A 26,430-nucleotide genomic window follows, 5' to 3' on the forward strand; every position below is an offset into this window, starting at 1 on the left:
TGTCGTCGGGGGAGCGTGGGCACCCTCGCTCCCTCGGCTCGACGAATGTACGACAGTCCATCGCTCACCGCAGACCATTTCTCCCGCGGTCAGTCGCGCACGCGGTGGTGCCAGTCGCCTCCCTCGCCGCCGTGCGCGATCAGAACAATGACGGCGATCGCGTAGAGGACGATCGCCAGCAGCAGCAAGCCGCCGAAGATCCACAGCGACAGTTGCCCGAGCTTGCGCACCCGGCGGGAGGCGTACTCGGCGCCGTCGATATCGCCCTCCGCCCATCGGGGATAGACCTCGAACGCGTGGTGGAAGGCCGAGAACGCCAGCGGCCAGAAGAACAGCAATGACGCCACGGCCCAGCCGGCGTTGCTGACGGGTCTCGCCCGGGCCGACGGGACCGCGGATCTACTGGTGGCGGGCATGCTTCGGGTGGGCGTCTCGTCCGGCGCAGGTTCGGAGACTGGATCGACCATGGTGACTCCGTATCCGTCATAAGGGCATCCGTCATAAGGAAACCCGTTCCGACGGTATGCCTCTCACGCTGAGGATTGGCTGAGAGATGCGAACGAGTACCGGCACCCTCGGGCGGCAGACGGCGGCGGTGGCAGTCACACTTCCTGCCCGGCCCGTCCCAGCAGGGACGGAAGGTTTCTCTGCGGCCGCAACACCATCGGTGTCGGGTTGCGACCGACGAACGTCCCTGGGGTCGTGCGCTTGCTCGTGCCGAAAATTTCCCATCCGGGGGCTGGCCGGGTGTGATCGCCGTCCCGCTCTCAGCGGCTCCACAGCGGCGAACACTGATACTGCGGGTGTGAGAGAAGCAGTTCAACCCCCGGTGTCATTGGCAACGGCCCACGATGCACCGATTCATTCCAATCTGTTCGGGCGGGCCCACGAGGTAGTTGCCGACATCCATCAGGGCGGTGCCACGACCCTGGCTGTGGCCGTACTGGTCGGGGGTATGGCGCTGTTCCTGAGCGCGTCGGTGTGGCGGAGCCTGCAGGGAGATCACCGCCCGGCCGGATCGGCGGTGACCATCCTGCAGAGCACCGGATTGGCGGCGGTGTTCGTTGCGTTGGCCTATCAGGTCATGGCCGGGGGCTGGTTGACCGGTGCGGATCCGGCGGTTCTGGGTTGGTTCACCGAGCATAGGTCGGACTGGGTGACCGGGCCGGCCATCGCGGTGACCGACGCCGGCGGACCGGCGGGCACCATCATCGCCGCGGTCGCGATCGGTGCGGTGCTGTCTCGGCGGGCCCGCTCACCGATCCCCGCGCTGATTCTCATCGGGACCGTCGGTGCGGCGGCACTGGCCTCTACTGTGACGAAATCTGTTGTCGGGCGCACTCGCCCCCCGATCGTGTCCCAGGTGTTGCTCGAGACGGACCATTCGTTTCCATCCGGGCATGCGACCGGGGCGATGGTGTCGTTCACGATGGCCGCCGTCATGTTCGGGTACGGTCTGCCGCCGACCCGTCGTGCCCTGTTGCTGATCTTGGCTGCGGTGGTGACCGTGGTGGTGTCGGTGACGCGCCTGTACCTCGGTGAACACTGGCTCAGTGACGTGATCGGCGGCATGTTCCTCGGTGGCCTCGCCGCGGTGATTGGCGGGGCGCTCTACACGAGCTGGATGGACCGGGCGCGTGTCCGGTGGGCGACGAGCCAGGAGGAGGTCACCCCTCACTCGGATCGCACCAACCCGACGACGATGGGACGCGCGGCATGAATGTGGCGCTCGGACTTGGGTTACTGGACGCGTCGACGCTGCTGGGTACCTTGGGGTTGCTCGGTGTCCTCGGTGCCGTGGTCATCGAAACCGGTCTGCTGGTGGGCTTCTTTCTGCCGGGCGACTCGTTGCTGTTCACGGCTGGTGTCTTCGCCGCCCGGGCGCATCCGTTCGCGCCGTTGTGGTTGCTGCTGCTCACCGTCCCGGCCGCTGCGATCGTCGGTGACCAACTCGGGTTTCTGATCGGTAGGCGGGCCGGGGACGCGGTGTTTCATCGCAGCGCCAAGCGGATCGGTCCGAAACAACTCGAGCAGTCGCGGCGGTTCTTCGACCGTTACGGGCCGCGCACGATCCTGTTGGCCCGCTTCGTTCCCGTTGCCCGCACGATCGCGCCGGTGATGGCCGGCGCGGCCGGGATGCGGTACCGCACCTTCGCCGTCTACAACGTCATCGGCGGCATTGCCTGGGGTGTCGGGGTGCCGGTCCTGGGCTACCTGCTCGGCGGTATTGCGTTCGTACGCGGTCACATCGAGGTGATTCTGATCGTTGTCGTGCTGGTGTCGATTCTGCCGCTGTTGATCAACGGCCTGCGGGCCCGGCATCGGACAACCGGCAAGGTCCACCACCCGGACAGCGCCTCGACCGCAGCGGGGATCCGGGACGGTGACCCGTCCGGGGCCGAGCATCCTTAATGACAGCGCCGACCCGGCAGGTGTCCGCCGCTGCGGCGGTTGTCGTCGGCGTCCCAGAGGGATCGGATGGCGGATGATGGCCGCATGAGATCCGTACCCGAGTGGCTCAGACCGTCGCTGTGGGGGCTGGCGATCCGATCCGCGCTGGTCGCCGGTGCGGTCGTGACGATCGCCCTGGCGCTCGGGGCGACGGCGCTGCTGTTCGTACTGGACCGGTCCCTGCTCTCGGGACTCGACGACGCCGCGACCGCCCGAGCCGAGGACATCACCACCAGCCTGCGGTCGGACCAACCCGCGGACCTCGACAGTCAGCTATTCGACACCAATCAGCGCATCGCGCTCGTTCAGGTCGTCGACTCCGCCGGGCAGGTGGTGCGGACATCGGACACCGACCCCGGCGCCCCGGCGACCGATGTGCGGCCACCTGCCGGCGGTCCGCCGGTGCCGGGGCTGACCGGGCGGCCCGAGCATGGTGCGGATCTGCGGATCACCGTGCAGGGCGCCCGCGGCGTCGGAGGTGAATACACCGTCCTGGTCGCGGCAAGTGAGGAACCGGTGGAAGTCACCCTCGCCACGGTGGGTGGGCTTCTCGCCCTCGGCGGTCCGGTCATCGCCCTCGTCGCCGCAATGGTGACCTACAAACTGGTACGGCGCTCCCTACGGTCGGTCGAACACATCCGCACCCAAGTCGCCACGATCTCGAGTACCGAACTCGGTGAACGGATTCCGGTGCCCGCACCCCGGGACGAGATCGCGGCGCTGGCGCGGACCATGAACGACATGCTCGCCCGCATCGAGGCCGGCCACACCGCGCAACGCAGATTCGTGGGCGACGCATCACACGAGCTGCGCAGCCCACTGGCCACCGTCACCATGGCCTTGGAGCTGGCCGATGCCCGCCCAGAACTATTTGACCGCGAACTCGTACGGGACACGTTGCTGCCCGAAGTCACCCGGATGCACCTGCTGGTCGACGATCTGCTGCTGCTTGCCCGCGCTGACGAGCGCGGCCTGCCCCTCCGGCTCGGCGACGTGGACCTCGACGACGTGGTGGGCACCGAGGTCCACCGCGCTCGCGGCAAGACCGAGAAGATGGTCATCGCGTCGTTGACCCCCGTGCGGATCCGCGGCGATGTCACCCAACTCGAACGAGTAATGCGCAACCTCATCGACAACGCCGTCCGGTTCGCGGCACATTCTGTTCACGCGGAGGTCTCGCGCCGCGGGAACACCGCGCAGATCACGGTGTCAGACGACGGGCCGGGCATCCCGCAGTCCGATCGGGCCCGGGTCTTCGAACGGTTCGTGCGACTCGACAACGCCCGTGAACGCGACCGCGGCGGTTCCGGCCTCGGCTTGGCCATCGTCGCGGAAATCGTGTCCGCCCATCGAGGTTCGGTGCGGATCGGTGAGAGTGCGGCGGGCGGGGTGCAGGTCGTGGTCACCCTTCCGGCGAGTCCGGTGACTCCGGCTGAACTGTCGTGAGCCGATATCCGACGCCGCGGACCGTGTCGATGGTGTGCGCCCCGAACGGTGCGTCGATCTTCCGGCGGAGATAACCGACGTACACCTCGACGATGTTCTCGTCACCGTCGTAGTGCGCGTCCCACACGTTGCGCAGAATCTCGCCCTTCGTCAGGGCAGTGTCCGGGTGACGCAACAGGAACTCTAGGACCCCGAATTCGCGGGGAGTCAGGGCCAACTCTTCGTTACCACGCATGACGCGTCGCCGCGCCGGGTCGAGGCTCAGATCACCCGCGATCAGCAACACCGGGCGCGTTGGTGCGCCGCGGCGCACCAACGCACGCAGGCGAGCGATGAGCACCACGAAAGAGAACGGTTTGACCAGGTAGTCATCGGCACCGAGATCGAACGCGTCGGCCTGGTCATACTCACCGTCCTTGGCGGTCAGCATCAAAATCGGGGTCCAGATCTGCCTGGCGCGAAGTGCACGAACAACTTCATATCCGTTGATTCCCGGCAGCATGATGTCGAGAACGATCACATCGAAGGTGTCCTCGGTGGCGCGCCAGAGACCGTCCTGACCGGTAGTGGCGGTGACCACCACGAACCCCTCGAGTTCGAGGCCGCGGCGAATCATATTCGCCAATCGAGCTTCGTCCTCGACGACCAGCACCCTCATCAGCCCGTCACCTCTTATCGCACCCGTTGCTACTCGGTTGGCGTTACGGCGCGGTGGTGGTGATGACGTCGCTCCAGGCGGCGCGCGAACCCGATTCGCCGATGCGGTAGACCTGAACGATGGTCCCTACTGCCACAACGAGCGCGAGCGCGGCGACGACCAGTGTGAGCGCCCGTGACGGGTCCGCCTTTCGCTCGCGGAGATGGACCGCGGCGGTGGCCAGTGCGACCACGAGAAGGGCGGCGGAGAAATAGATCATCGTGTCGCCCAACTCGGTGTGGGTATGCACGGTGGCCGACCTGGCGACGTGCTTCTCGAGCCATTCGCCGGCGTCGCTGGTCAGCGGAGTCAACACGGTGGTCACGGCGGCGAGGACGAGGGTGGGCCAGACGAGCCGCCGCCGGGCGGCGGGCCACACACCGCACACGATGACCAGGAGCGCCGTCAGGGGAGCCAGGACCACGATGAAATGGACGAGCAGCACGTGGGCGGGCAAGCCGCTGACAGTAGACATGACGCCAGTATCGCGGGTCGCGCTGAGAAAGCGCTGAGGCCGGAGGAAACTACCGGTTGGCCGGCAGACCCGGGCGGTGCAGGGTTGATGGCGCGATCTCTGCGAGGACGACCTGCAGGCCGTCGATGAACGACCGGACGGTGGAGGCGTCGAACAGGTCCGTCGAGTACACGAGTTCGGCGTCGATGCCGGCGGGCTGCCCCGCGGTGTCGTGGCGTTCGGTGAAATGGAAGTGCAGGTCGCATTTGGCGATGTCGAGGGGCCGAGGGGTGATCTCGAAGCGCAACGTCTCGGCATTGAGCGTGGCGGGAGTGAAGTTGTTCAGCGACAGTGCGACCTGGAAGAACGGATGCAGCGATGATGAGCGGGGTGGATCGAGCACCTCGACCAGCCGCTCGAACTGCACCTCGGACTGGGCGAGGGCACGCAGTTCCACGTCGCGGGACTGATCGACGATCTCGGCAAAGCCCATGCCCGGGTCGATGTGGGTACGCAGCACGATGGTGTTGACGAACATACCCACCACGTCGTCGAGCGCGGGATCCCCGCGGCCCGCGACCGGGGTGCCGATGGCGATGTCGCGGTCCCCGCTCAACCGCGCGAGCAGCATGGCCACCGCCGAACGCAGCGCGGTAAACAATGAGGCGTGCTGCTGGTGGGTGAGGGTCAACAGGGTGCGATGGGTGCGCTGATCGATCTGAAAGCTCTCACGGCCCGCACCATATGACCATTCTCGTGGTCGCGGGCGGTCGGCCGGCAGTGAGAGTTCGCCGGGAAGTCCCGCCAATTCCGTTTTCCAGTACGCGATTTGCTGGGATGCGAGGCTCTTGGTGTCGGTCTCGGCGCCGAGGAGTTCGCGTCGCCACACACTGTACTGCGCGTACTGCACCTCGGCGGGCGCCCACTCCGGCGCCGCGCCCGCGGCGCGGGCGGTGTACGCGGCGACGAGATCGCGGGCCAGCAACGCCAACGACCAGCCGTCCGCCGCGATGTGGTGAATGACGCACGCCAGGATGTGCTCGCGAGTCGTCAGCGCGAACAGCCCGGCGCGCAGCGGCGGTTGCTCGCGCACATCGAACCCGGTCTCGAGGAGACGCGCTATCGGTTCGTCGGCGTCTCGGGCCGGGATCTTCACGGGGGCGAGATCGGGGAGGGCGTCAGCGACGTCGAGGACACATTGGTGCGGTCCGGTGGGGGAGTCGGGGAACACCGTTCGTAGCGATCGGTGCCGCTCGAGGACATCCGCGGTAGCCAGCCGCAGGGCATCGGTGTCGAGTTCGCCGACCACCCTGACGGTGAACGGAATGTTGAACAACGCGGGTGTGGTGATCGTGCGGTCGATGAACTGTTGCGACGGCGACAACGGCACGCGATCGGGAACCGTGACGGCACGCACCTGCGGGCGGGGTGCACTCTCGTCGTCAGCCCGGTGAGCACAGGCTTCGGTGACGACCTGCGCGAGGGCGGCCACCGTGGGCGTATCGAAGAGTTCCCGCACCCCGAGCGTGGTGCCCTGTTCGGCGTTGATCGCCGCGACCACCCGGGTGGCCGACAGAGAGTCTCCGCCGAGGTCGAAGAACGAATCGTCCGCACCCACCGGATGCACTCCGAGTATCCGGGCGAACACGTTGGCGACGCTGCGTTCGGCTGCCGTCGTAGGGTCGCGGCGCGATGCCGGGGCGGAGCCGAACTCGGGCGCGGGAAGGGCGCTGCGGTCGAGCTTCTTGGTCGGTGTCAGCGGAACCGTGTCCAGGACCATGATCGATGCCGGAACCATGTAGTCCGGAAGGAACCGGGCCACTTCCGTTTTCAGAGTTCCGGGTGTGGTTGCCGCCTCGGGGCGGAGCATGATGTAGGACACGAGGACGGGATCACCGGCCGGGTTCTGATGCACCACGGTGGTGGCGAAGGTGACGTCGTCGTGTCGGTGCAATGCGGCGTTGATCTCGCCGAGCTCGATGCGAAACCCGCGGATCTTGACCTGTCCGTCGGTGCGGCCCAAGAATTCGAGGGTGTGCTCGCCGGTCCAGCGAACCCGGTCGCCGGTGCGGAACAGGCGGGAACCGGGTTTGCCGAACGGATTTGCGATGAACCGTGATCCGGTCAGCGCTGGCTGCTGGTGGTAGCCGCGGGCAACTCCCGCGGAGGCGAGATAGAGTTCGCCGGCCGCGCCCGGTGGCAGCGGATGTAGTCGGTGGTCGAGTACCACGGCGCTCACCCCGCGCATGAGGGATCCGATAGTCACTCTCTGCTCCGGTGCGATCGGGTCGGTCAGGGTGACGCTGCAGGTCGTTTCGGTGGGCCCATATGCGTTGCGCATTGCCCGCCCGCCGGCCCAGCGCTGCACCAGCTCCGGGGGGCACACTTCGCCGCCGACCAGTGCGAGCTCCACGTCGTCGAGCCCCGTCGGGTCCACGGACGCCAACGCCGACGGCGTCGACAGCAGATGGGTGATGCGTTCGTCGCGTACGAGCGACGCCAATTCCTGTCCGCCATACACCTCGGGGGGCGTTACGACCAGCGTGGCACCGGCGATGCACGCGGCGAGAACCTCGACCAGCGCGGTGTCGAAGCTAGGTGAGGCGAAATGCAGCACGCGTGAGCGTGCGGACACCGCGTAGTTGTCGCGGATCTCCTGAACGAGGTTGGCCAGACCCTGGTGGGTGACAACCACACCCTTGGGCAGTCCGGTGGAGCCGGAGGTGTAGATCACGTAAGCGGGGTGCTCGACGAGCAGCGAACGAACACGATGCTGGTCCGCTACCGTCGCGCAGCCGGGACCAGCATCACCGCCGGTGAGGTGGCCGTCGTCGAGGGTCAGCCACCGGAGTTTATCGGGCAGACGCTCGAGCTCGGTGGACACGGTGAGCCCGACCGCCGCACCGCAGTCGCCGAGCGTGTACTCGATCCGGTCGACCGGATGAGTGGGATCGATGGGCACATACCCGGCGCCGGTCTTCGCGACCGACCACAGTGCCAGGACCGACTCGTACGACCTCGGCACCGCAACCGCAACCAGGTCTTCTGGTCCGAGTCCGTGCCCGATCAGGGTCCGAGCGACCTGGATTGCGCGGCAGTCGAGTTCGGCATAGGACACCGCACGTCCACGGTCGCGGATCGCGATGGCCTCCGGGTGGGATTCGACCGTGGCCATGAGAAGTCGATCGAGCGTGACCGGATCGCTGTCCGCGAGACCAATGGCCGGCGTGAACTGTTCGCGTTCGCCCGTGGCGAAGAGGTCGAGATCGGCGACCGGGAGATCCGTGTCGATCGCCGCGGTGAACGATCTCAGGAAGGTAGTAAATCGGAGGTGATGGCTGCGCAGTTCCGCTTCGTCGTACAGAGTCGGATTGCCTTCGAAATCGACACGGGGGAGCGAATCGGCGACTCCGGGGTAAATGTTGACCGACAGGTCCGCGGTGGGCCCGGTGGTCAACACCCGCACCCGGCCGGTCACCGCGCCGAGGCTGATCTCCTGCTTGAACAGCATGAGATTGAGGACTGGCCCGAAATGGGCGAACCCTTTTCCTGCCGAGTCCATCTCACGTCCGATGTCCTCCCGGCGATACCGTTGATGGCGCAGTGCAGTCGTCAGCGCAGCTCGGGCCACCCCGATCGCCTCCGTGATCGTGGCGGAGCCAATTCCCTTCAGCGTCAGCGGAAGAACGTTCGATACCGAACCACCCGCGGCCCTGAGCCGGGCCGATGTTCTCGCAGACACCGGCAGTGACAGCACGACATCGTCGACACCGGTCATCCGGGCGAGGTATGCCGCGAATGCGGCCACGATCAGCGCCGTCGGATTTTGGCCGCTCCCGCGCGCGAGCCTCCGGGCCGAAGGGCCACCCAGTGGAAGGGAATCACTGGCCACCCGAACCGTTGCGCCGGGTGGCGCTGTGTGCGGACTGAGGCTGACCACGGGGGGAAGCTCGAGCACCTGACGGTGCCAGTAGTCACGATCCCGACCGAAACGCGGGGAGGAGCGATAGTCCGCGTCCTCCTGCACTATCTGTTCCGGGTCGATCATCTGGCGCTGCGGGGCTTCGACGCCGTCGATTGCGGCGACATACAGTTCTGCTGCCCGGCGCATCGACATCATCGCCGCATACCCGTCCAACGCGATGTGGTGGGCGCGTGAATACCAGTAGAAGTGCTCGTCGGCCAGTTGCAGGATGTGCGAGACGATCAACGACTCGCCGTACATCTCTATCGGCGCGCAGCTCTCGTTCCGCATCCACGCCTGGGCCGCCTCGACGGAGTCGCCACGGAAGTCGACCACGGGCACCGGCTTCGCCGACGTCATGCCCAGGACCTGGTGCGGGTGCCCGTCGACGTCGACGAGCTTGATGAATCCGCCGCCGAGCTCGCGGCGTGCCTGCTCGCTGGCCTCGGCCAGCAGGTCGAGGTCGACCGGTCCGCGAAGCTCCACGTACTGGGCGATCACGTACGGGACGTCGGGGGTGAGTTGCTGGGCGAACCATATGGAGCGCTGCGCCGCCGTCAGAGGGATCACGCGCGCCCCCGGCCCGGGCAGGTCGTTACCGGTGATCACATTCGCCTCGCGGATCTCGTCGCATCTGGTCTGTGTCCAACCACAGCGGGCGGTGCCGGCGAGGATGTCGAGTCTTCGACTCGACGCGACGAGTGGGGCGTCAGAGTCGGGGCGACGGCACCCGCACCACCCCTCACTTGACTGCCCGCAGCACGACAAGCTCCTCGCAGTGCTGCCCCACATCGATCACCCCACGCTGGACGAGCATGTCCCTTCGGGCCGCGAGCACCGGCCCGAAAGGGATATCGATCCGCGACACAATATTGACGCGCAGACCCTGTTCTTCGAGCATCGTCTGGGACTTCTCGATCCCACTAAATGAGGACTGCACGAGCAGCAGCACCCCGCCGGCCGCGAGAACGTCCGGGACCTGCAGACAGATCCGGTCGAGCAACGCGCGACCGTCCTTGCCCGCATCCCAGCATCGTGCGATCCCGCTGACCGGCACCCGGTCATTCTCGGCGGGTACGTAGGGGGGATTGGACACCACCAGATTGAAACGCTCGCCGCGGACCGGCTCGGTGAGGTCACCGCGCACCACTCGCACCGAACGACCGTGCAGTCGGGTGTTCATCCACGTAGTCGCCCACGCGCGCCGCGACAGGTCAACCGCCGTCACCTGCCCGGCACCCGCTTCCGCTGCCCGCACACTCACAATGCCGGTACCGGCGCACAGATCGAGCACTCGAGAATCGGGCCCGAGAGCCTCCTGTTTCAGAGCTTCGACCAACGCCCAGGAATCATGCTGCGCGGGGTATACCCCAGGAAGTCGCACCAGCACCAGAGCCCCCTCGTCACTATTCAGACTCCGCTCCAGAGGTCGTTCCGAGCGCCGATGAGACTATACAAACTCCAGGGCATGCGCTTGACAACCGCGGCCGCGGCGTGAGCGTCGACACCCTTAGACCTCGGCATTTTCCCAGGTCGACGCCGCGCGTCGAGGTGGGTGGGGGTGTGACTGTGCCAGTGGCTGCGGTCAACCGAACGTGGCGTATTCATCGACTCGGGTACATAGTGGGAGCGCAATCCGCGATGTAGTCCCTTGCGGAACTCGAGCAATTTCCCATCGTCGGAAGATCGGCCAACGGCGGCTGCATTGCTCTTATCGCGACGATCGCCGACCTGGAGGACAATCTGGATCAGTACCGCGGGGCCGATGCGGTGGCCGGTATCAATGATCACGTCGCCGTGAGGAACACGCCGGGCCCTCGCTGTCGATTCTCGCCGTGTCACCTGTGAGGGGTTAGGCCGTCGTATCGGGGGGCGAGTTGGTTGGCTCACCATCCGAGTTCGTGGAGTCGGGTGTCGTCGATGCCGAAGTGGTGTCCGATCTCGTGGACGAGGGTCCGGCGGACCTGCTCCACAACCTCGGCGTCGCCGCGGCATATGGCGCAGATTGCTCGGCGGTAGATCGTGTTCCGGTCGGGCAACACACCGGCGTACCGGGTTGTGCGGTGGGTCAGCGGAATTCCTTGGTACAGGCCGAGCAGACCCATCGGACCGGCGTCGTGGTGGACGGTGACGGCTACGTTGGCCATCACTCGCCCGAGTTCCGGTGGCACACTGTCGAGTGCCCGGATGACCATGTCCTCGAACCCTTCGCCTTCGACGTCGATCATGCATCTATTGTCCCGCCGCCCCCGGCTGGGTGAGAGGACATCGAGAACGTCCTGAACGGGATGGAGGTGAGCTGACCAGCGATCCCTCCGCAGCGTTGGGCCGCCTGTTGGTGCTAGGGGTCGGTAGTAAGTCCCTGCTGCCCTTCCATTCTTGGGCGGCAGAACCCGCCCAATCTGCAGCGCATGTGACGCCGGCGGCGGGCGGGGTCCCGCCACCCGGGCGTCTGGATTCTTCACCCCGGACGCCCGGCGGAGCCAGCCGGGGCGAGAGATGGCAACGACCGCTGGCGTAGTCGCAGATGCCGCGGGGTAACAGAAGAGTCGGCGCCCGGTGGGGTGCCGTTGCGTTTCGCACCGCACCCTAGTTCGGAAGGGTGTTCGGTTCCGCGCGGGCCGAGTTCGCAGCTGCGAACCAGTCCGTAACGTGTCTGGCACACGCAGCCACCGGTAGTGCCCCCTCGGTGCCGCTGAATCCAAACCTGCCCGGTCGTGTCTTTCCGTCTGTGGGACCGTATCTCGTTGGTAGGGAAAATGTCCGCGAGTTCGCGCACTGACCAGTCTCCGGTCGAGATCCGTCGCCTTGAGGGTATGGCGCTGGGTGTGCATAAACGCAGTTTCTACTGCGGGTGCAGGACGCTGAGGATGGTGTTCAGCGTGCGTGGCCAAGAAACCGAGAACATCACGTGTGCCCCAGTTTCCCGGTCCGAACACGAACGCGGGCTCCATATCCCGGCACGGTGGTGGAGAGGTTTACGCTGGGTCGGTGCCTGTGCGGCGCTGATGAAACCGTGCACGCTGCAGATCCAAGAGCGCTGCGCTCTCAGTGTCGACTCGCTGATGGTCGCGGGCGATCGCGGCTCGGACGGCCACGGTATGCCGGTGCAGTTCTGCCGCACGGTCCTGGGCGTCCTCGTCGTTGAGGAAGTGGCCTGCTACTCGATCGTACTGAATCAACAGTTGTTCGTAGGCGAGGCGAGTTGGTGCCTGCTCATCGAGTTCTGTGGACGCGACATCTTCCACCAATTGCAAGGGGATACGCATCAATCGGTAATTGAATCGCAAAAGCGCCATCGGCGCGTCACGCAATGTCGTCACGATCGGCGACATTAGCGCTTTTGGACGAACACGCGGAGCGATTCGTGCCGAGACGGACGGAGGGGTCACCATGGTCAATCGAATTTCCGTGAATTTGGTGCGCACGAGCAATCCTGCTTCGTTTCGGGTCCATCGATATCCAGTTCTTACACACTGCACTGCAACGGCATTTGTAGATGCCGCGAAGCCACCGATCAGGGGTAGAACGCTGATCAGTCAGGATTTCCCACAGTACGCTGGACTTGTTGAAAGCTAGCTGAGGAAATTTGTCCGATTGCGCGGCGGGTCGATCGGCGGTCTCTGTCGAAGCAGAGTGCCTGATATTGTGCTGAGAATCGTAAGCGTCCGGTTACGTAATGTGATTGTGCTAAATATTATTCGCCGCCCATCGCGGCACCCGCTACGAGGCCGCGTGTCGGTAGTCACCCGGAGGGAGAGGTGGAGTGGCCGGCACCGCGACTCCCGTTGGGTGCAGGCCCATCGCACCGCGGGAGACTTCGGTGTGAATTCCAGTGCGAGGAAACGCATATCTGTGCCACTCAGAGGAAGTGGCGGGGTGATTCATGGGGGAAACTCGAGCTACTGGTCGGTTGGTGCGGCAGGAATCGTGAGGGTGAAGGTCGCGCCCTGGTCGGGGTTTGCGGCGGCGTTGATCTCTCCACCGTGGGCGTGTGCAATCTCGCGGACGAGGGCAAGCCCGATTCCGTAGCGGCGCCCACTGCCAGGTTGATTGTCGCCGTGTGAGAAACGACTGAACAGCGTGCCCGTGATCGAGGGGTCGAGTCCAGCACCGGTGTCGCGAACATCGACGACAACCTGCTCGGCGTCTCGCCGCACCCGAACTAGGACTGTTCCGCCCGAACGCTGATGGGTCAATGCGTTGTCGACAAGGGATGTCACCGCCCGGCGGAGCGCAGTTTTGGAGCCGAGGACGGTGAAGGCCTCGGTGACGGCGTCGGAAGGTGAGCGCTCGAACTCGAGGGTGACTCCTAGAGACTTCGCGTGCACAGACATACTGTCGCGGACTCTGTCGGCCACGGCGGCGAGATCGACCTTCTCCTTCGGCGCGGATCCGGTGGTCAATGACGCCGAAGCCAGTAGGTCTTCCACGACGTCGCCGAGTGCCCGGGTGTCCTCGACCAATCCGCCGAGTTGCTTCTTGATTTCCTCTGGGGGGAGTCGATCGAGACGGCGGTCCAGTAGCTGCGCACGCGTGTGTAGGACTGTCAAGGGCGCCCGCAACTCGTGCGAGGCGTCAGCGACGAAACGTCGCTGCAGGTCCAGCGCCTGCGTCAACGGTCGGATGGAACGGCGCGTCAAGAGAATCACCACACCGACCGATGCCGCGATACCAGCGAGTTCGGCCACCCCGAGGGAGAGCAGCAGTCGGTTGCGACCTGACTCGAATGGCTCGAGGTCGATCAGCGCGACGACCCGGCCGTGGGTGTTGTCCACGACGAGTGCCCTATAGTGCCGATGGTCGACATCGACATCGGAGAAACCTGGTGGGCCCGCGAGCAACCCGAGGGTCACGGTGGCGTGAGCTCCCACGGACACATTGCCCGATAGGTCGCGCAGCGCCAAAGTCATTCCCGGTGGCGGGTCGTTGACGTCATCGGCAGTGGCGGCGACCGATACCAGTTGCCGTGTGATCTGCTGATTCTGTACGCGCACATCGACGAACAAGACCACCGCCCCGACCACCAACAGCACCGCCGCCAACGCGACCGAGGCCTGCACCGCCGCTATCTGGCCCGCACGCCGAACGACTGCGACGTCACTGGATGTCGCCGAGTGCCCACGCCTACGTTCGGCGCGAGGTGTGGTACGTGCGGGTGTCATCGATCACCGAACCGATAGCCGGTTCCGTGGACGGTGCGCACCACGTCGCGTCCGAGCTTGCGTCGCAAATAATGCACATAGGTGTCGACGGCGCCTTGTGTGTCGGCGCGATCGAAAACCGACTCGAGTAGTTGGGCTCGGGTGAACACTTGTCGCGGTGAGCTCATCAGGACGGCGAGTAGCGCACACTCTCGTTCGGACAACTCGACGTCAGCTCGCTCTCCGGTCGTATCGCTCACGGTGCGGGTCAGCCGGTCCAGCCGCCACGCGCCGGCGGTGAGGGTTGCGGCGGTGTCGCGTTGTCGACGCAGGAGCGACCGTACCCGTGCAAGCAGCTCGGGCACGTCGAACGGTTTGATCAGATAGTCTTGCGCGCCGGCGTCGAGGCCCTCGACCCGGTCTGTCACCGCGCCGCGAGCCGTGAGGATCAGCACCGGGGTCACGACACCACGGGACCGGAGAACGGCCACCAGTTCGGCGCCGTCCATCACCGGCAGACCGCGGTCGACGATCATCGCCTCGTAGTGGCCGATCAGGCTGAGGTGCAGACCTTGTTGCCCGTCGTGTGCGACATCGACCTCGTACCCCTCGTCGGTGAACAGCTCGACGAGCATCGATGAGAGCGCACGATCGTCCTCGACGAGAAGCAGCCTCGGGGCAGCGGTGCGGTCGGCCATGAGTCGAGCCTGCCAGGTCATTTCTTCGAATGCTCCCAGAAACGTCGGTCAGCATTGGTATCGACAGCTGTCGACGCGGCACTTGCATACCGGGAACCGGCGTCGACGTTCATGTGACCGAAGGACTGGCATGGAACAACCGAGGGACGGTTTCGCGCGGGTCGTCGCGGCGACTTGGGCGCTGGTCGGGGCCGGCGTCGTCGGCGTCGTCGGCGCATCCGCTCTGGCATATGCCGATACCTCGACGCATCCTCTGCTGACCGCGGTCGATGCATCGGATCCCGGAGCGACCACGGCGGGGCCCACAGCGCCCGGCCAGGTGCCGACCTCATCGAGTACCGGGGCTGCCGCGACGCCGGGATTCGGTTCGGCACCGTCGCTGTCCCCGGGTTCCGGTGTGCACCACACCAGTTCGCACGGGTCATGACAGTGACAGCCGGCCGTGGACCCACCGGTGAGTTAGTGGCGTCGCGATGGTCACGGTGGGGCATGACCATGCAGATCGTGCTCACCGATCCCGCCGCTCTTTCTCTCGCGCGCGACGAGATCGATGCCGAACTCGATCTCGTCGAGGCGGCGTGTTCGCGATTTCGACCCGATTCGGAGGTCAGCGTGCTCGGCAAGTCGGGCGGCGTGCCCACGGACGTGAGTCCCTTGCTCGCCGAGTTGATCCTGACGGCGCTGACGGCTGCGTGGCGGACCGACGGCGATGTCGATCCGACGGTCGGTGCCGCGGTGGTCGCTCTCGGCTACAACCGGGACTTCGCCGTCCTGAGTGACGAGCCGGCACCATCGGCGACGATCACGACGCCCGCGTCGTGGTCGATGATCGAACTGAGCGACCGCACGGTTACCGTCCCCGACGGTGTACTGCTCGATCTCGGAGCCACTGCCAAGGCCTTTGCCGCCGACCGGTGCGCCCGCCAGGTTGCCGCAATGACCGGCAGCGGCGTTCTCGTCAACCTCGGAGGCGACATCGCCACCGCTGGCAATGCGCCCGCCGGAGGCTGGCAGGTGCTTGTCCACGACACCGTAGGCGACCCCGCGAGTCGTATCGCGTTGCCATCTGGTGCTGCGCTGGCAACCTCGAGCACCACCCGCCGCCGCTGGCGCACCGGGGGAGAAATAGTGCACCACATCCTCGATCCGCGCACCGGAAGGTCGGTAGACCCGGTCTGGCGCACCGTCACCGTCGCGGCCGACACCTGTGTCGATGCGAACACCGTCGCCACCGCAGCCATCGTCCGCGGGCACCGCGCCGTGAACTGGGTGCGCACCCTCGGGTTGCCTGCACGATTCGTGGCCCGGGATCGCGCGGTGCGCACCGTCGGGGCATGGCCGTCGTCGTATCGAGACGAATATCGGGAGGGGTAATGGATCAAGCCATGTGGGCCTTGGGGCGAGGCACAGGTATCACAGCACTGGTTTTTCTCACCGTTTCGGTGGCGCTCGGAGTCGCGACCCGCTCCGGCCGCCCGATGCTGTCGTTGCCGCGGTTTGCGGTCGCTGACGTGCACCGCGCAGCCGCCCTGGCCGGAACAATCCTGGTCGCACTTCACGTGCTGTCTCTGCTCGCAGATCCGTACGCGCAGCTGCGGTTGGTCGATAATTTCGTACCGTTTCTCGGTGCCTACAAACCGTTCTGGCTCGGTCTGGGAACGCTGGCCTTCGACGTTCTGCTCGTCGTCGTCGTGACAAGCGTGCTGCGGCACCGCATCGGCGTGCGACTTTTCCGGGCAATGCACTGGGGTACGTACGCGCTGTGGCCGATCGCGCTCGCACACGCACTCGGAAATGGAACCGACCCGTCGCACGTGTGGTTTCTCGTCGTCGTGACGGTCTGTGTTTTCACCGTGGTCGCGAGCGTCACCTGGAGACTTCGCGCTGATTTCGTCGAATACGCCACCGCACGGATCAAGGAGTGGCCATGACAGTCGATGCCTTCCCAGAGGAGTCCGGGCCACAACAGGGTCGGCTCTTCGCCGCCGGCGGGCCTTCTCTCGCCGAGCATCATGGACGATTCGGCTCCTTGCCCGAGTTCCGGCGGCCGGGTGCGCTGGCGGCACTGCTCGACGAAGCCGGGCTCGTCGGACGTGGCGGCGCCGGGTTCCCGACGGGTCGCAAGATCTCCACGGCGACCGGACGCGGCGCGATCGCGATCGGCAACGGGGCCGAAGGTGAACCTGAGAGCCGCAAGGACGCAACCCTGCTCGCACAAGCCCCCCATCTCGTTCTCGACGGGCTGATCCTGGCCGGCGAGGCGATCGGGGCTCGTGAACTGTACCTATACGTCCCGACCCGCGCTCTGGCCACTGTTCGTGCCGCGCTGGACGAGCGGCACGACGCCCGCTGGCACCGACCCCACGTGAATGTGATCGAGGCACCCGATACGTTCGTCGCCGGCGAGAAGTCGGCGGTCGTCAGCCGTGTCGAGGGCGGTCCGGCGCTGCCCCGCGATCAGCTCGCCAGCACCGCGGTCTCCGGCGTTCGAGGGCGACCGACGCTGGTGCAGAACGTGGAGACACTGGCTCATATCGGCTTGATTGCGCGATACGGACCTCGCTGGTTCCGGTCGGTCGGCGATCCGTCCGAGCCCGGGACGATGCTGGTCACCCTCTCGGGCGCCGTCCGCGCCGGCGGTGTCGTCGAGGTACCTACCGGTGTTTCGATAGCGGAGCTGATCAGTCACGACGGAGGTACCGACCTGCGGACCCTGCGGTCCGTGCTCGTCGGGGGCTATCACGGCACCTGGCTCACACTGGCCTCGCTCGGTGACTTCCATCTCTGCCGCCCATCAATGGCACGCGCGGGGGCGAGTCCCGGTGCCGGGATCGTCCATGCGCTCGCGATCGGTGACTGCGGCCTGGCCCGATCGGCCGACATCGTCACCTACCTCGCCGAGCAGAGTGCCGGCCAATGCGGGCCGTGCATCAATGGCCTGCCCCGGCTGGCTCAGTTGCTGACCGAGCTCGCCTACGGCACCGCCACCGCCACGGGAGCCGCCACCGAGATTCGCCGAATAGCTGATCTCGTCGATGGGCGTGGTTCGTGCCGGCACCCAGACGGCACCGCCCGTTTCGTCCGCAGCGCACTCGACGTCTTCGCCTCCGACATCCTCCTTCACAACGACGGACAGTGTGAGGCCCTGCTGACAACCGTCACTGGCCACGACTCCCGAAAGGAGTCCCGCGTATGACCACCCGCACCGCCCCACACCTGCGCCTGCACATCAACTGGACCCAGTGCGATGGTCGGGGACTCTGCACCGAACTGCTCCCCGGAATCCTCGGGCGAGACGATTGGGGCTACCCCGTGCCCCTCGATCACACCCACGAACCTCACATCCCGGCCGGCTGCGAAGCAGAGGCCGCCGCCGCAGTCAGACTCTGCCCGCGACTGGCCTTGACCTTGATGACCGCACCGTGACGACAGCTGCCCGGCAACGGCGCGGTGTAGCCGGCGATGGCCCGGCTGTGATCATCGCGATGACAGTCGTCGTCGCCCCGAGGAGGGAGTGCAGGCTCTGGTCGATCAGGGAGTGGTGGCGCCAGAACAGCCGATCGTGCGCGCGAATCGGTTTGCCCGAGTACACCATCCACCTTCAGATGCATCAACCGGCACGGAACCATGCCTGTGATTGACTACTTCCCGCTGATCGCACTGCTCCGACGGCGCATGTCCGACGAGGAGGAGTCCGCGACATCACCACAGCACTCGTCGAGCGGGGCGACCTCCCCATCAACAAGACCAACATCCAGACGATGATCCCAAGGGACCAACGAGATGCTCGGTGAACTCCATGAATCTCGTTGCGTCCCGCGCCTTGAGGTAGGCGTAGATGGAGTGCATCCACGCCTTGCGGTGCAACACGGCGGTGCTCGTCAGGACCCCGTCCAGATCGAACACCACGACGGTGATCGAATCGGGCAAAACCGGCACGCCACTGGAAGGGGCCGTAAGCAATTGAAAGGGCATTGTCAAGTTGTTGAGATCGGACCATCTGGGATGATCCGGTGGTGTCTATGTACAAGGGTTTCCGGTTTCCGCGGGAGATCATCTCCCACTGTGTGTGGCTGTACCACCGGTTCCCGCTCAGCTTCCGCGAGATCGAGCTGCTCATGCTCGCCCGCGGGATCGTTGTGTCGTACGAAACGATCCGCACATGGTGCACGAAGTTCGGCCCCGAATACGCGGCGGGCCTGCGGCGGCGTCAGCCCCAACCGGGTGACAAGTGGCATCTCGACGAGGTGTTCATCAAGGTCAACGGGGTCCGGAAGTACTTGTGGCGGGCCGTCGATCAGCACGGCAACGTCATCGACATCTTGATCCAATCGAAGCGGGAAGGCAGCGACCAGGTTCTTCCGGAAGATCCTGAAACGGCATGGCCGCAGCCCGCGGGTGCTGGTCACCGACCAACTCGCCCGCTACCAGGTCGCCCACCGGATCACCATTTCGAAGACCGAGCACCGGCAATCGAAATATCTCAACAATCGGGCCGAGAACTCCCATCAACCGACCCGCCAACGCAAACGGGCGATGAAAGGCTTCCGCTCGGTGGGCTCAGCCCAGAGATTTCTGTCCTCGTTCAGCCGCATCTCTCCACACTTTCGGCCGCACCGGCACCGGATGACCGCCACCGACTACCGCACCGAGATACGCACCCGATTCCAGGTGTGGAATCAGGTCACCGAACAGGCCCCCGCGGCCTGACCAACCGGTCACCCATGATGCCCGACGCACCCTGAACCGGTTGCACCCCAGACAACTTGACAGCGCCTGTGCGACGGTGTCGGGACTGTCGGGATAACGGTTGAACTGGATCTGGCCGACACGCCGAGTTCTCTTGGCGAGAAGGCAAGACGATGACCGAAACACTGGATCCCATGGATCAGTCGAAGATTGACCACCAGAAGCTGGCCCAACAACTGTTGGCCCAGGCCAAAGCCGAGGGCGTCGAGTTGGTCGGCCCGAACGGACTGCTCAACCAGCTCACCGCGAACGTCCTCGAAACCGCACTCGAAGCCGAGATGGACGAGCATCTCGGCTACGAGAAACACCAGGTCGAGGGGAGAAACGGAGCGAACTCCCGCAACGGACGGCGGACAAAGACCGTGCTTACGGAGATCGGGCCGGTACAGATCCAGGTGCCACGGGACACCGACGCCTCGTTCGACCCGCAGATCGTCAAGAAACGGCAGCGACGCCTGACCGGGGTCGACGAAATCATCTTGTCCCTCTCGGCGAAAGGCCTGACCACAGGCGAAATCGCGGCCCACTTCGACGACGTCTACGGCGCTTCGGTCTCGAAGGAGACCATCAGCAAGATCACCGACAAGGTCCTCACGGAGATGACCGAATGGTCTGTCCGTCCCCTCGACCTGGTGTATCCGGTGCTGTTCATCGACGCCATCCACGTCAAGATCCGCGACGGCCAGGTCGCCAACCGACCCGTCTACGTCGCCATCGGCGTCACCACCGCAGGGGAACGCGAGATCCTCGGACTATGGGCAGGTGACGGCGGAGAGGGGGCCAAGTTCTGGCTCGCCGTCCTGACGGAAATCCGCAACCGCGGGGTCGCCGACGTGTGCATCGCCGTCTGCGACGGACTCAAGGGGCTGCCCGACGCGATCACGGCCGTTTGGCCACTCACGGTAGTGCAGACCTGCCTGATCCACCTCCTGCGCAACACCTTCCGCTATGCGTCCCGTCAATACTGGGACGAGATGTCACGGGACCTGCGACCGATATACACCGCAGTCAACGAGACCGCGGCCAAGGAGTGTTTCACCGAGTTCGCCGGCAAATGGGGACCGAGGTATCCGGCGATCGTCCGGCTGTGGGAAAGCGCCTGGAGCGAGTTCGTGCCATTCCTCGACTACGACCCCGAGATTCGCCGGGTCATTTGCTCGACGAACGCGATCGAGTCCCTCAACGCGCGCTACCGGCGGTCGGTGCGGGCGAGGGGCCACTTCCCCAGCGAGCAGGCCGCGCTCAAGTGTCTCTACCTCGCCACCCGGGCGCTGGACCCCACGGGTAAGGGAAGGGCACGATGGGTGACGAGGTGGAAGCCGGCCCTCAATGCGTTTGCTATCACATTCGAAGGCCGTATCACCCCAACTGTGATCTAGATTCATGCGCCAGAACTGGATCCACCGATGTTCTGACAGTCCCACGGTGTCGTTGACCGCGCAGTCGACGGTGGCACCTTGGTCGTGCATCAGCTGCCGGGTGATCAGCGATTCGACGAGGCTGTGGTACATCGCGAGGTAGTTGGGTCGGTCCAGCTTGGCCAGGACGTGGTGGGCGGGCGCGAGTGCGCCGAGCAGCCAGTCACCGGCGAAGGAGGGCACACCGAGATCGCGTGCGAGGAGGTCGGCGAGGGTGGATTTTGCCGGTGCCGGACAGACCTGTCAGGACGATCACCTGGCTGCTCATGTCTTGGATCGTCCTCCATCAGCGTTCGTGGTGTCACACGTACTCGATGATCGTTCTGGCCGTGATGATCACCGTTGTGGCGAGCAGTTGTATGGGGGCCGGCGGACGAGGAACCTTTCGACGCCGGGGTACTTCTCTCCGAGTGATGTGCTGGTGAACCCGGTCTTCTCGTAGAAGTGAACTGCGTCGGCGTCGGTTTCCGCGGTGAGCGGGATGCTGGGATGGCGTGCGTGCACCCAGTGGATGAGGGCTGTGCCGATGCCGTGTTGTCGGCAGTGGGGGTCGGTGGCGAGGTGCAGCAGCGTCGTCCGATCGGGTGCGGCGCTGTATCCGATCACCCGACCGGCAGCCGGGAGGATCGGGCGACGGCGAGGACCGCGGATCCGGTCCGATAGGGCAGGAGCGCCACGTCGAGGCGGTCCCGATCTTCCGTTCCACCGCATGCGTCAGGAGCGCGACGACGCCGTCGGCGTCGAGTTCGGTCTCGTCGATGGCGATACGAGTTGCGCTCACGTGACCACGTTAGGCCGAGGTGTTCTCGACGGTACCCATCGATTCGAATCCCCCCCGCGATGACCGCGCGGGCGGGTGGTGTCGAGTGGTGCCGATGATCGACCCCGAACCAGCGGTGAGCCCGTCCGTCTCGGTGACGTACGGCGTGCGGCGGTTGTCGGTGAAGCCGATTGCAAGAGGTGGTGACCAGCAGCTGGTCGTGAGTCGAACACGGTTGTTGCGTTCTCTACGGCTTTCGCGCGGGCACGACACGGGGCTGCTCTCCGCAGCTTCGTCGGTGTGGGCGTGGCACCGGGATGTCTGCCGGTCAGGTGGCTAGCCTCGGGGAGGTGAGTGGGAGCGAGCGGGTGGTGATGGTCGACATCGACGGCGGTGTGGCGGACCTGTCGGCGTTCACTCACCTCCTGACCGCGGCTAATTCGGATGGGGGCCGCTGGCAGGCGTGGCAGCGGTTCTTCGACAATGTCGGACAGGCGGCAGTGGTCGAGGCGGGCCGGGATGTGGTGGAGGTGGTGGCCGGGCTGGGGTTCGTGGTGGTGTATTCGACGACTCGGCCCGTCTCGTACGCGGAGCAGACCCGGATGTGGCTGGGTGAGAACGGCTTTCCACCGGGGCGAGCACTGTTGTGTCGGGCTCGTGGCGATCACCGTACGGCCGTCGAGGTCAAGGCCGGCCATTGCCGGGCCGTCGGGCGATGGTTGTCGGCGTTCGTCGACGACGAACCGGGGACCGTAGACGCATTGCGGTCCCGCGGGGTGCGGGCGCACTCCTTCGAGGAGCTGTCCGGGCTGCGGGTGCGGAAGCTGCGCGCCACGCTGACCGCTGGGGGAGGTGGGAGACCGACCGGTCACAGGGTGCATCGACCACGCGGTCAGAGCCACACGGTGCGCCGCACCGCAGACGCGGCAGGCTGACACAGGGAGAGGACTGAGCCGTCCTGCGGACCGGTGGGCCGCGAGCGGAGCGGAACCACGCGGGCGCTGGTCGCCGTGTCACCGGCCCCGGCGGCGCGACGGGTAGAGGGGCCCGCGCTGAGCTGTTGTGGCGTCCTTTACTGCCTGGTCCTGCGGGTATAAGATTGCTTATAGGGGAGGTGGGTCATGACGATCATGATGGACCGGGACTGGTTGTTTTCCAGCATGGCCGAGAACCGGGCGCGTGAGGTGGTCGCGCATATCGGTTTCCTGCGTAACCTGCGGCAACTGTACGAGGGCGGGGTCACCCAGACACGGCTGGCGGAGGTCAACGGTGTCAGCCAGCCCGCGATCAGCCAGATGCTCCAGCGGGCCCGCGTCGAGGCGCCGGATGTCCGTCCCGGCACCCACGGCGGCACCGCCTATGAGGTCGCCGCGAGGTGCGCGGCCGGTGAGATCGATCCAGCGATGATGCGCGCCGAACTGATCGGCTGGGAGTACGACAAGCCGACGGCGCCGAGCGGCTACCCCGACGTCGACGACGTCCGCCCCCAGACGGAGGGCGGCTTCAACCACCAGGTCGGCCGAGCGCTCACCCACGGGTTCCTCACCGATGAGGACTACGACCTGATCCTCGACGCACTGGCCGACTGACCTGTGCCGACCGACGAATTTGAGGATCGCCGTGCCTTCCTCGCCTCGCTGTCCACCCCGGGCGGCCCGCTGACGATCGACGCCCCGCACGCCACGATCAACGACCGCCGGTACTTCCGTCGAATCAAGGGTGAACCGATCCCCACCCGGCCGCGGTTGCGGCTGCATGAGCGGATCCTCGCGGACTGGCGAGGATCGCGCACGCAGGTCCGCCGAGACCGGGTTTCGATCCTGATGGCCGGCCCGCCCGGCGCCGGCAAATCCACCGTCCAGGCCCATCTGGTGGGGAAGCACCCGCAGGGGTGGCGGCATCTGGATGCGGACGAGTTCAAACTCCGCCCCCTCGCGGCCTCCGTCGCCGACGGGTCGCTGCAGCAACTGCTGCCCGAGGAGCTTCGCGTGGCGCCGGGGCAGCCGAGCCGGTTCTATCCGAACGAGCTGTGCGCGCTGGTGCACATCGAGTCGAATCTTCTGCTCGAAACGGCCGTGGCACAGTCGCTGTCGGTGGGGGAGAACGTGATCATCGACGGCACGATGGCCTGGAAGCCGTGGGTGACCGAGTTGGTGACCCGACTCGAGCGGGAGCACTACACAATCCACATCGCCGACGTCGAAGCCTCCCGGGAGGTTGCCGCCGCCCGGATCGTGCACCGGTGGCAGCAGGGCCTGGCCGCCGCCCTGAATACGTCAGACACCGACCCGGCGGCCCGGATGGGTGGGCGGTGGCTCCCGATCTCGGCCGTCGACCGGCTGTTCACCGACAAGCGGCTTCCCGACGGCAAACCGCTGCACGGCAGGTCCGTCAGCGAGGTCAACGCGCGGGAAATCAGCGAGGAATCGCCGGCCGTCACCCGCTACGACCTCTACCGCACCCTCGCGGTGGACCGGGGACCGCAGCACGACGTCGAACGCCGTGAACGCGCCGTGGGTGGTCAGATGGAACGAACTTGGGGTGCAACGGATTCGCCGGACCCTGAGTCCGTGAGCCGAACACCGGAACCGGAGATCGATCACACGTGACGGGCGTCCATTCAGCGCCGTGAGATGCGCGAAGAACACCTGGCTGCCCGGAGCGAAGCCGCGGCGACCCGCCTGAGTCGAACCGTGCAATCCTGTTCCCACTCCCAGGAGCGGTGACTGATGGCCCATATTGGAGGGTTTGGCCGATATCGGTGCCTGCGCTAAGCGAAGCCATCGTCTCCCACGGACACGTTCCGGCGGCGCGGGTACAGAATAGGGCCTCTGCCGCGGGCGAGACCAAGGGCCAGGGCACCGCTGCGGGTCCTCGGCACCCTTCCCACTGCGGTGAGGACGCCCCGTCGGGACCCGGCCCTGTGACAGCGTCACTACAGCCCGTGCCGGCGTTACGATCGGACCATGGGACCGGGCGCCGTGGCGCGAGCGCTGATACGGGCCGCGTACAGGCTCGTCCGTTTCCCGTTCCACCTGGTCGACGAGGTGGTGCTGCCGGTGATCTTCGACGAGCATTCACCGGTGCGGCGGGCGTACGGGAAGTTCCTCCTCGACTGCGACGGTGCCGTGGCGTATCTCCTCGCCGACGACACGGCGACGGTCCGTGCCACCTTCCTCCGTGGACGCAGCGCCGCCTTCCACGACGCGATCGCCCGCCACCCCAGTAGCATCCACACCGAATCCGACGTCGTGATGGTGCACCACCGGGCACGTTTCCGAGAACGCCGCCGCGCCACGTGCCCGCCCGGAAACTCGACAACCCTCCCGCCCCGGTAATGCCCCCTGGACTGAGGCATGTGACGGAAATCGATCCTTATCCGATACAGCCTCTGAACAGTAGATTCGCCTTGTAAATGGCGTCGAAAACTCGTCTTGTCGACTGCTGACGGCGCCGGCCGACGAACATCGGGAGCGAAGCTCCGACCGACCGCTGTAGCGGCGTTCGAGGTGGCGGTATCTGGTGTGCGTCAGGGGTTGACGTGGCGGCGGGCGGCATCGAGTTCGTCGGGTGTGCCGAGCGCGATGAGGATCGTTCCGGCCTCCAGGTAGATATTCGGGGCCGGATTTGCGATGAACTGACCGGAGACAGCGCGTATTGCGAGAAACAACGCGCCACTCGTCTCCTGCAGTCGCATCTGCGCGAGGGCGTGCCCCACCCAGGGTGAAGCCGGGTCGACGGTGATCTCCTCCATGCGGTAGTCCAGGCTGTCGTCGTGCATCACCACGTCGAAGAATTCGGCCACGTGGGGTTGCAGTGCAAAAGATCCCATTCTGCGGCCGCCGATCAGCTGCGGGTTGACCACCCGGTTGGCGCCGGCGCGCATCAGTTTGGACATCGACCCCTCGTTGCGGGCGCGGGCGATGATGATCAGGTCGGGGCGCAGCGCCCGGGACGAGAGGGTGACGTAGACGTTGTCGGCATCGGTGTCGAGCGCGGAAATCAACGCGTGCGCATGCGCGATGCCCGCAGCTTCCAGGGTGCGGTCGTCGGTGACGTCGCCGATCACGGTGGGGTGCTCGAGATCTCGCAGTCGCTCGGGATCGCGGTCGATAACCACGATCTCACGGCCGAGCGTGTCGAGATACTGCGCGCTCGCCGTGCCCACTCTTCCCCATCCGCAGATGATGATGTGGCCGGTCATCCGGCTGATACGTCGGTCCATTCGCCGTCTCTCCATGTGCTGGCGCAGGTGGCCTTCGATGAGCGCCTCGAGGAGGACGCCGAACATGTAGAGCGCGGTGCCGACCCCCGCCAGGATGAGAATCATGGTGAATAACTGCCCGACACCGGTGAGCGGGTGTACCTCGCGGAATCCGACGGTCGTGATCGTGGTGACGGTCTGATAGAGCGCGTCCTCGGCCCCGAAGCCGAGGATGAGGTAGCCGGCCGTACCGGCGACGACCACCAGCGCAAACGCCAATAACGCTCGACCGATTCGACCCAGAGGGCTCACCGCCCTGATTCTTCTCCCCGGACCAGCCGGGTGAGGGCATTTGGGGCATCACTTCACCTCCCGGCGACCGGGATGTCCGGTATGGGCGTATTGCGTGCGGAACATTCTGCGCCCCTGCCGATCCGGGCAATGC

General features: G+C 65.8%; 24 protein-coding genes and 3 pseudogenes. 14 read left to right on the plus strand and 13 right to left on the minus strand.

Annotated elements, in window-relative coordinates; translation table 11 throughout:
• Nucleotides 1-89: 89 nt before the first annotated feature.
• Nucleotides 90-467 (minus strand): CD225/dispanin family protein, encoded by a 378-nt coding sequence (locus CJ177_RS44155; RefSeq protein ID WP_095870905.1) that lies wholly within the window; start codon nt 465-467, stop codon nt 90-92.
• A 362-nt stretch (nt 468-829) separates the two neighbouring features.
• Here CJ177_RS44155 and CJ177_RS44160 point away from each other — a divergent pair, with 362 nt between their 5' ends.
• The 3 genes from CJ177_RS44160 to CJ177_RS44170 all read left to right on the plus strand — a co-directional run bounded on the left by CJ177_RS44160 (nt 830) and on the right by CJ177_RS44170 (nt 3,897).
• Complete coding sequence (locus tag CJ177_RS44160; protein ID WP_095870906.1) at nt 830-1,720, plus strand: phosphatase PAP2 family protein; 891 nt, start codon at nt 830-832, stop codon at nt 1,718-1,720.
• Entirely contained in the window at nt 1,717-2,412 is a 696-nt protein-coding gene (locus CJ177_RS44165) for a DedA family protein (protein WP_257015022.1), read from the plus strand. Before CJ177_RS44160 ends, CJ177_RS44165 begins: the two co-directional genes overlap by 4 nt.
• Nucleotides 2,413-2,496: 84 nt before the next feature.
• Nucleotides 2,497-3,897 carry a cell wall metabolism sensor histidine kinase WalK gene (locus CJ177_RS44170; RefSeq protein ID WP_095870907.1) on the plus strand — a complete coding sequence of 467 codons (1,401 nt, stop codon included), beginning with the start codon at nt 2,497-2,499 and terminating at the stop codon, nt 3,895-3,897.
• On the opposite strand, the gene CJ177_RS44175 is transcribed toward CJ177_RS44170, so the two are convergent.
• The 8 genes from CJ177_RS44175 to CJ177_RS44210 form a co-directional block, all read right to left on the minus strand.
• Entirely contained in the window at nt 3,854-4,555 is a 702-nt protein-coding gene (locus tag CJ177_RS44175) for a response regulator transcription factor (RefSeq protein WP_095870908.1), read from the minus strand. The two genes, CJ177_RS44170 and CJ177_RS44175, sit on opposite strands and share 44 nt — an antisense overlap.
• A 43-nt stretch (nt 4,556-4,598) precedes the next feature.
• Nucleotides 4,599-5,069, minus strand: a complete 471-nt coding sequence (locus CJ177_RS44180) for a DUF2231 domain-containing protein (RefSeq protein WP_095870909.1) — start codon at nt 5,067-5,069, stop codon at nt 4,599-4,601.
• Between the two features lie 49 nt (nt 5,070-5,118).
• Nucleotides 5,119-9,621 (minus strand): non-ribosomal peptide synthetase, encoded by a 4,503-nt coding sequence (locus tag CJ177_RS44185; protein WP_095870910.1) that lies wholly within the window; start codon nt 9,619-9,621, stop codon nt 5,119-5,121.
• Between the two features lie 133 nt (nt 9,622-9,754).
• Complete coding sequence (locus tag CJ177_RS44190) at nt 9,755-10,402, minus strand: HemK2/MTQ2 family protein methyltransferase (RefSeq protein WP_095870911.1); 648 nt, start codon at nt 10,400-10,402, stop codon at nt 9,755-9,757.
• A gap of 496 nt (nt 10,403-10,898) precedes the next feature.
• Nucleotides 10,899-11,240, minus strand: coding sequence for a metallopeptidase family protein (locus tag CJ177_RS44195; RefSeq protein ID WP_095870912.1), 342 nt, complete (start codon nt 11,238-11,240; stop codon nt 10,899-10,901).
• A gap of 750 nt (nt 11,241-11,990) precedes the next feature.
• Complete coding sequence (locus tag CJ177_RS44200; protein WP_095864757.1) at nt 11,991-12,347, minus strand: hypothetical protein; 357 nt, start codon at nt 12,345-12,347, stop codon at nt 11,991-11,993.
• Between the two features lie 567 nt (nt 12,348-12,914).
• Nucleotides 12,915-14,075 (minus strand): sensor histidine kinase KdpD, encoded by a 1,161-nt coding sequence (locus CJ177_RS44205; RefSeq protein ID WP_095870913.1) that lies wholly within the window; start codon nt 14,073-14,075, stop codon nt 12,915-12,917.
• A 98-nt stretch (nt 14,076-14,173) separates the two neighbouring features.
• Nucleotides 14,174-14,854, minus strand: a complete 681-nt coding sequence (locus tag CJ177_RS44210) for a response regulator transcription factor (protein WP_095870996.1) — start codon at nt 14,852-14,854, stop codon at nt 14,174-14,176.
• A gap of 130 nt (nt 14,855-14,984) precedes the next feature.
• Between CJ177_RS44210 and CJ177_RS44215 the strand changes: the two genes are divergently transcribed.
• From CJ177_RS44215 to CJ177_RS44235, 5 genes are all read left to right on the plus strand, one after another.
• Entirely contained in the window at nt 14,985-15,281 is a 297-nt protein-coding gene (locus CJ177_RS44215; RefSeq protein WP_095870914.1) for a hypothetical protein, read from the plus strand.
• Between the two features lie 62 nt (nt 15,282-15,343).
• A complete protein-coding gene (locus CJ177_RS44220; RefSeq protein WP_095870915.1) occupies nt 15,344-16,228 on the plus strand; it encodes an FAD:protein FMN transferase in 885 nt (294 codons plus the stop codon).
• 11 nt (nt 16,229-16,239) lie between these two features.
• On the plus strand, nt 16,240-16,785 hold the full coding sequence (locus tag CJ177_RS44225) for a ferric reductase-like transmembrane domain-containing protein (protein WP_095870997.1): 546 nt from the start codon (nt 16,240-16,242) through the stop codon (nt 16,783-16,785).
• Entirely contained in the window at nt 16,782-18,050 is a 1,269-nt protein-coding gene (locus CJ177_RS44230; RefSeq protein ID WP_095870916.1) for an NADH-ubiquinone oxidoreductase-F iron-sulfur binding region domain-containing protein, read from the plus strand. The genes CJ177_RS44225 and CJ177_RS44230 overlap by 4 nt, the downstream gene beginning before the upstream one ends.
• Nucleotides 18,047-18,280 carry a ferredoxin gene (locus CJ177_RS44235; RefSeq protein WP_095870917.1) on the plus strand — a complete coding sequence of 78 codons (234 nt, stop codon included), beginning with the start codon at nt 18,047-18,049 and terminating at the stop codon, nt 18,278-18,280. Before CJ177_RS44230 ends, CJ177_RS44235 begins: the two co-directional genes overlap by 4 nt.
• Nucleotides 18,281-18,344: 64 nt before the next feature.
• On the opposite strand, the pseudogene CJ177_RS48995 reads toward CJ177_RS44235, so the two are convergent.
• Together CJ177_RS48995 and CJ177_RS49680 are read right to left on the minus strand one after the other, a co-directional pair.
• Nucleotides 18,345-18,449 (minus strand): annotated as a pseudogene (locus CJ177_RS48995) (class II glutamine amidotransferase); the annotation flags it as partial.
• A gap of 191 nt (nt 18,450-18,640) precedes the next feature.
• Nucleotides 18,641-18,829 (minus strand): annotated as a pseudogene (locus CJ177_RS49680) (hypothetical protein); the annotation flags it as partial.
• A 47-nt stretch (nt 18,830-18,876) separates the two neighbouring features.
• Between CJ177_RS49680 and CJ177_RS44250 the strand changes: the two are divergent.
• Nucleotides 18,877-19,564, plus strand: a pseudogene (locus CJ177_RS44250) (IS6 family transposase).
• Between the two features lie 152 nt (nt 19,565-19,716).
• Nucleotides 19,717-20,982, plus strand: coding sequence for an IS256 family transposase (locus CJ177_RS44255; RefSeq protein WP_095870919.1), 1,266 nt, complete (start codon nt 19,717-19,719; stop codon nt 20,980-20,982).
• Between the two features lie 375 nt (nt 20,983-21,357).
• Here the strand turns inward: CJ177_RS44255 and CJ177_RS49000 are convergent, their stop codons facing one another.
• Nucleotides 21,358-21,627, minus strand: a complete 270-nt coding sequence (locus tag CJ177_RS49000; RefSeq protein ID WP_257015023.1) for an N-acetyltransferase — start codon at nt 21,625-21,627, stop codon at nt 21,358-21,360.
• Between the two features lie 471 nt (nt 21,628-22,098).
• Here CJ177_RS49000 and CJ177_RS44270 point away from each other — a divergent pair, with 471 nt between their 5' ends.
• The 4 genes from CJ177_RS44270 (at nt 22,099) to CJ177_RS44285 (ending at nt 25,119) form a co-directional block, all read left to right on the plus strand.
• The gene (locus CJ177_RS44270) at nt 22,099-22,716 is read left to right on the plus strand and encodes a hypothetical protein (protein ID WP_218835202.1); all 618 of its coding nucleotides are present in this window, start codon (nt 22,099-22,101) and stop codon (nt 22,714-22,716) included.
• A gap of 186 nt (nt 22,717-22,902) precedes the next feature.
• A complete protein-coding gene (locus CJ177_RS44275) occupies nt 22,903-23,370 on the plus strand; it encodes a hypothetical protein (protein WP_143548820.1) in 468 nt (155 codons plus the stop codon).
• Nucleotides 23,371-23,373: 3 nt separating this feature from the next.
• Nucleotides 23,374-24,390: a zeta toxin family protein gene (locus CJ177_RS44280; protein WP_095870922.1), complete on the plus strand. Its 1,017-nt coding sequence runs from the start codon at nt 23,374-23,376 to the stop codon at nt 24,388-24,390.
• A gap of 357 nt (nt 24,391-24,747) precedes the next feature.
• Complete coding sequence (locus CJ177_RS44285) at nt 24,748-25,119, plus strand: hypothetical protein (protein WP_095870923.1); 372 nt, start codon at nt 24,748-24,750, stop codon at nt 25,117-25,119.
• A 191-nt stretch (nt 25,120-25,310) separates the two neighbouring features.
• Here the strand turns inward: CJ177_RS44285 and CJ177_RS44290 are convergent, their stop codons facing one another.
• Complete coding sequence (locus CJ177_RS44290) at nt 25,311-26,297, minus strand: TrkA family potassium uptake protein (RefSeq protein ID WP_095870924.1); 987 nt, start codon at nt 26,295-26,297, stop codon at nt 25,311-25,313.
• Between the last annotated feature and the right edge of the window lie 133 nt (nt 26,298-26,430).

Source organism: Rhodococcus sp. ACPA1 (assembly GCF_002300195.1).
GTDB classification, from domain to species: Bacteria; Actinomycetota; Actinomycetes; order Mycobacteriales; family Mycobacteriaceae; genus Rhodococcus_F; species Rhodococcus_F opacus.

Coding starts and splice junctions, on each gene's coding strand:
- CJ177_RS44155 (WP_095870905.1), bottom strand. CDS start 467: ATGGTCGATCCAGTCTCCGAACCTGCGCCGGACGAGACGCCCACCCGA.
- CJ177_RS44165 (WP_257015022.1), top strand. CDS start 1,717: ATGAATGTGGCGCTCGGACTTGGGTTACTGGACGCGTCGACGCTGCTG.
- CJ177_RS44170 (WP_095870907.1), top strand. CDS start 2,497: ATGAGATCCGTACCCGAGTGGCTCAGACCGTCGCTGTGGGGGCTGGCG.
- CJ177_RS44175 (WP_095870908.1), bottom strand. CDS start 4,555: ATGAGGGTGCTGGTCGTCGAGGACGAAGCTCGATTGGCGAATATGATT.
- CJ177_RS44180 (WP_095870909.1), bottom strand. CDS start 5,069: ATGTCTACTGTCAGCGGCTTGCCCGCCCACGTGCTGCTCGTCCATTTC.
- CJ177_RS44195 (WP_095870912.1), bottom strand. CDS start 11,240: ATGATCGACGTCGAAGGCGAAGGGTTCGAGGACATGGTCATCCGGGCA.
- CJ177_RS44200 (WP_095864757.1), bottom strand. CDS start 12,347: ATGTCGCCGATCGTGACGACATTGCGTGACGCGCCGATGGCGCTTTTG.
- CJ177_RS44210 (WP_095870996.1), bottom strand. CDS start 14,854: ATGGCCGACCGCACCGCTGCCCCGAGGCTGCTTCTCGTCGAGGACGAT.
- CJ177_RS44215 (WP_095870914.1), top strand. CDS start 14,985: ATGGAACAACCGAGGGACGGTTTCGCGCGGGTCGTCGCGGCGACTTGG.
- CJ177_RS44220 (WP_095870915.1), top strand. CDS start 15,344: ATGACCATGCAGATCGTGCTCACCGATCCCGCCGCTCTTTCTCTCGCG.
- CJ177_RS44225 (WP_095870997.1), top strand. CDS start 16,240: ATGTGGGCCTTGGGGCGAGGCACAGGTATCACAGCACTGGTTTTTCTC.
- CJ177_RS44230 (WP_095870916.1), top strand. CDS start 16,782: ATGACAGTCGATGCCTTCCCAGAGGAGTCCGGGCCACAACAGGGTCGG.
- CJ177_RS44235 (WP_095870917.1), top strand. CDS start 18,047: ATGACCACCCGCACCGCCCCACACCTGCGCCTGCACATCAACTGGACC.
- CJ177_RS44255 (WP_095870919.1), top strand. CDS start 19,717: ATGACCGAAACACTGGATCCCATGGATCAGTCGAAGATTGACCACCAG.
- CJ177_RS44270 (WP_218835202.1), top strand. CDS start 22,099: ATGTCTGCCGGTCAGGTGGCTAGCCTCGGGGAGGTGAGTGGGAGCGAG.
- CJ177_RS44275 (WP_143548820.1), top strand. CDS start 22,903: ATGACGATCATGATGGACCGGGACTGGTTGTTTTCCAGCATGGCCGAG.
- CJ177_RS44285 (WP_095870923.1), top strand. CDS start 24,748: ATGGGACCGGGCGCCGTGGCGCGAGCGCTGATACGGGCCGCGTACAGG.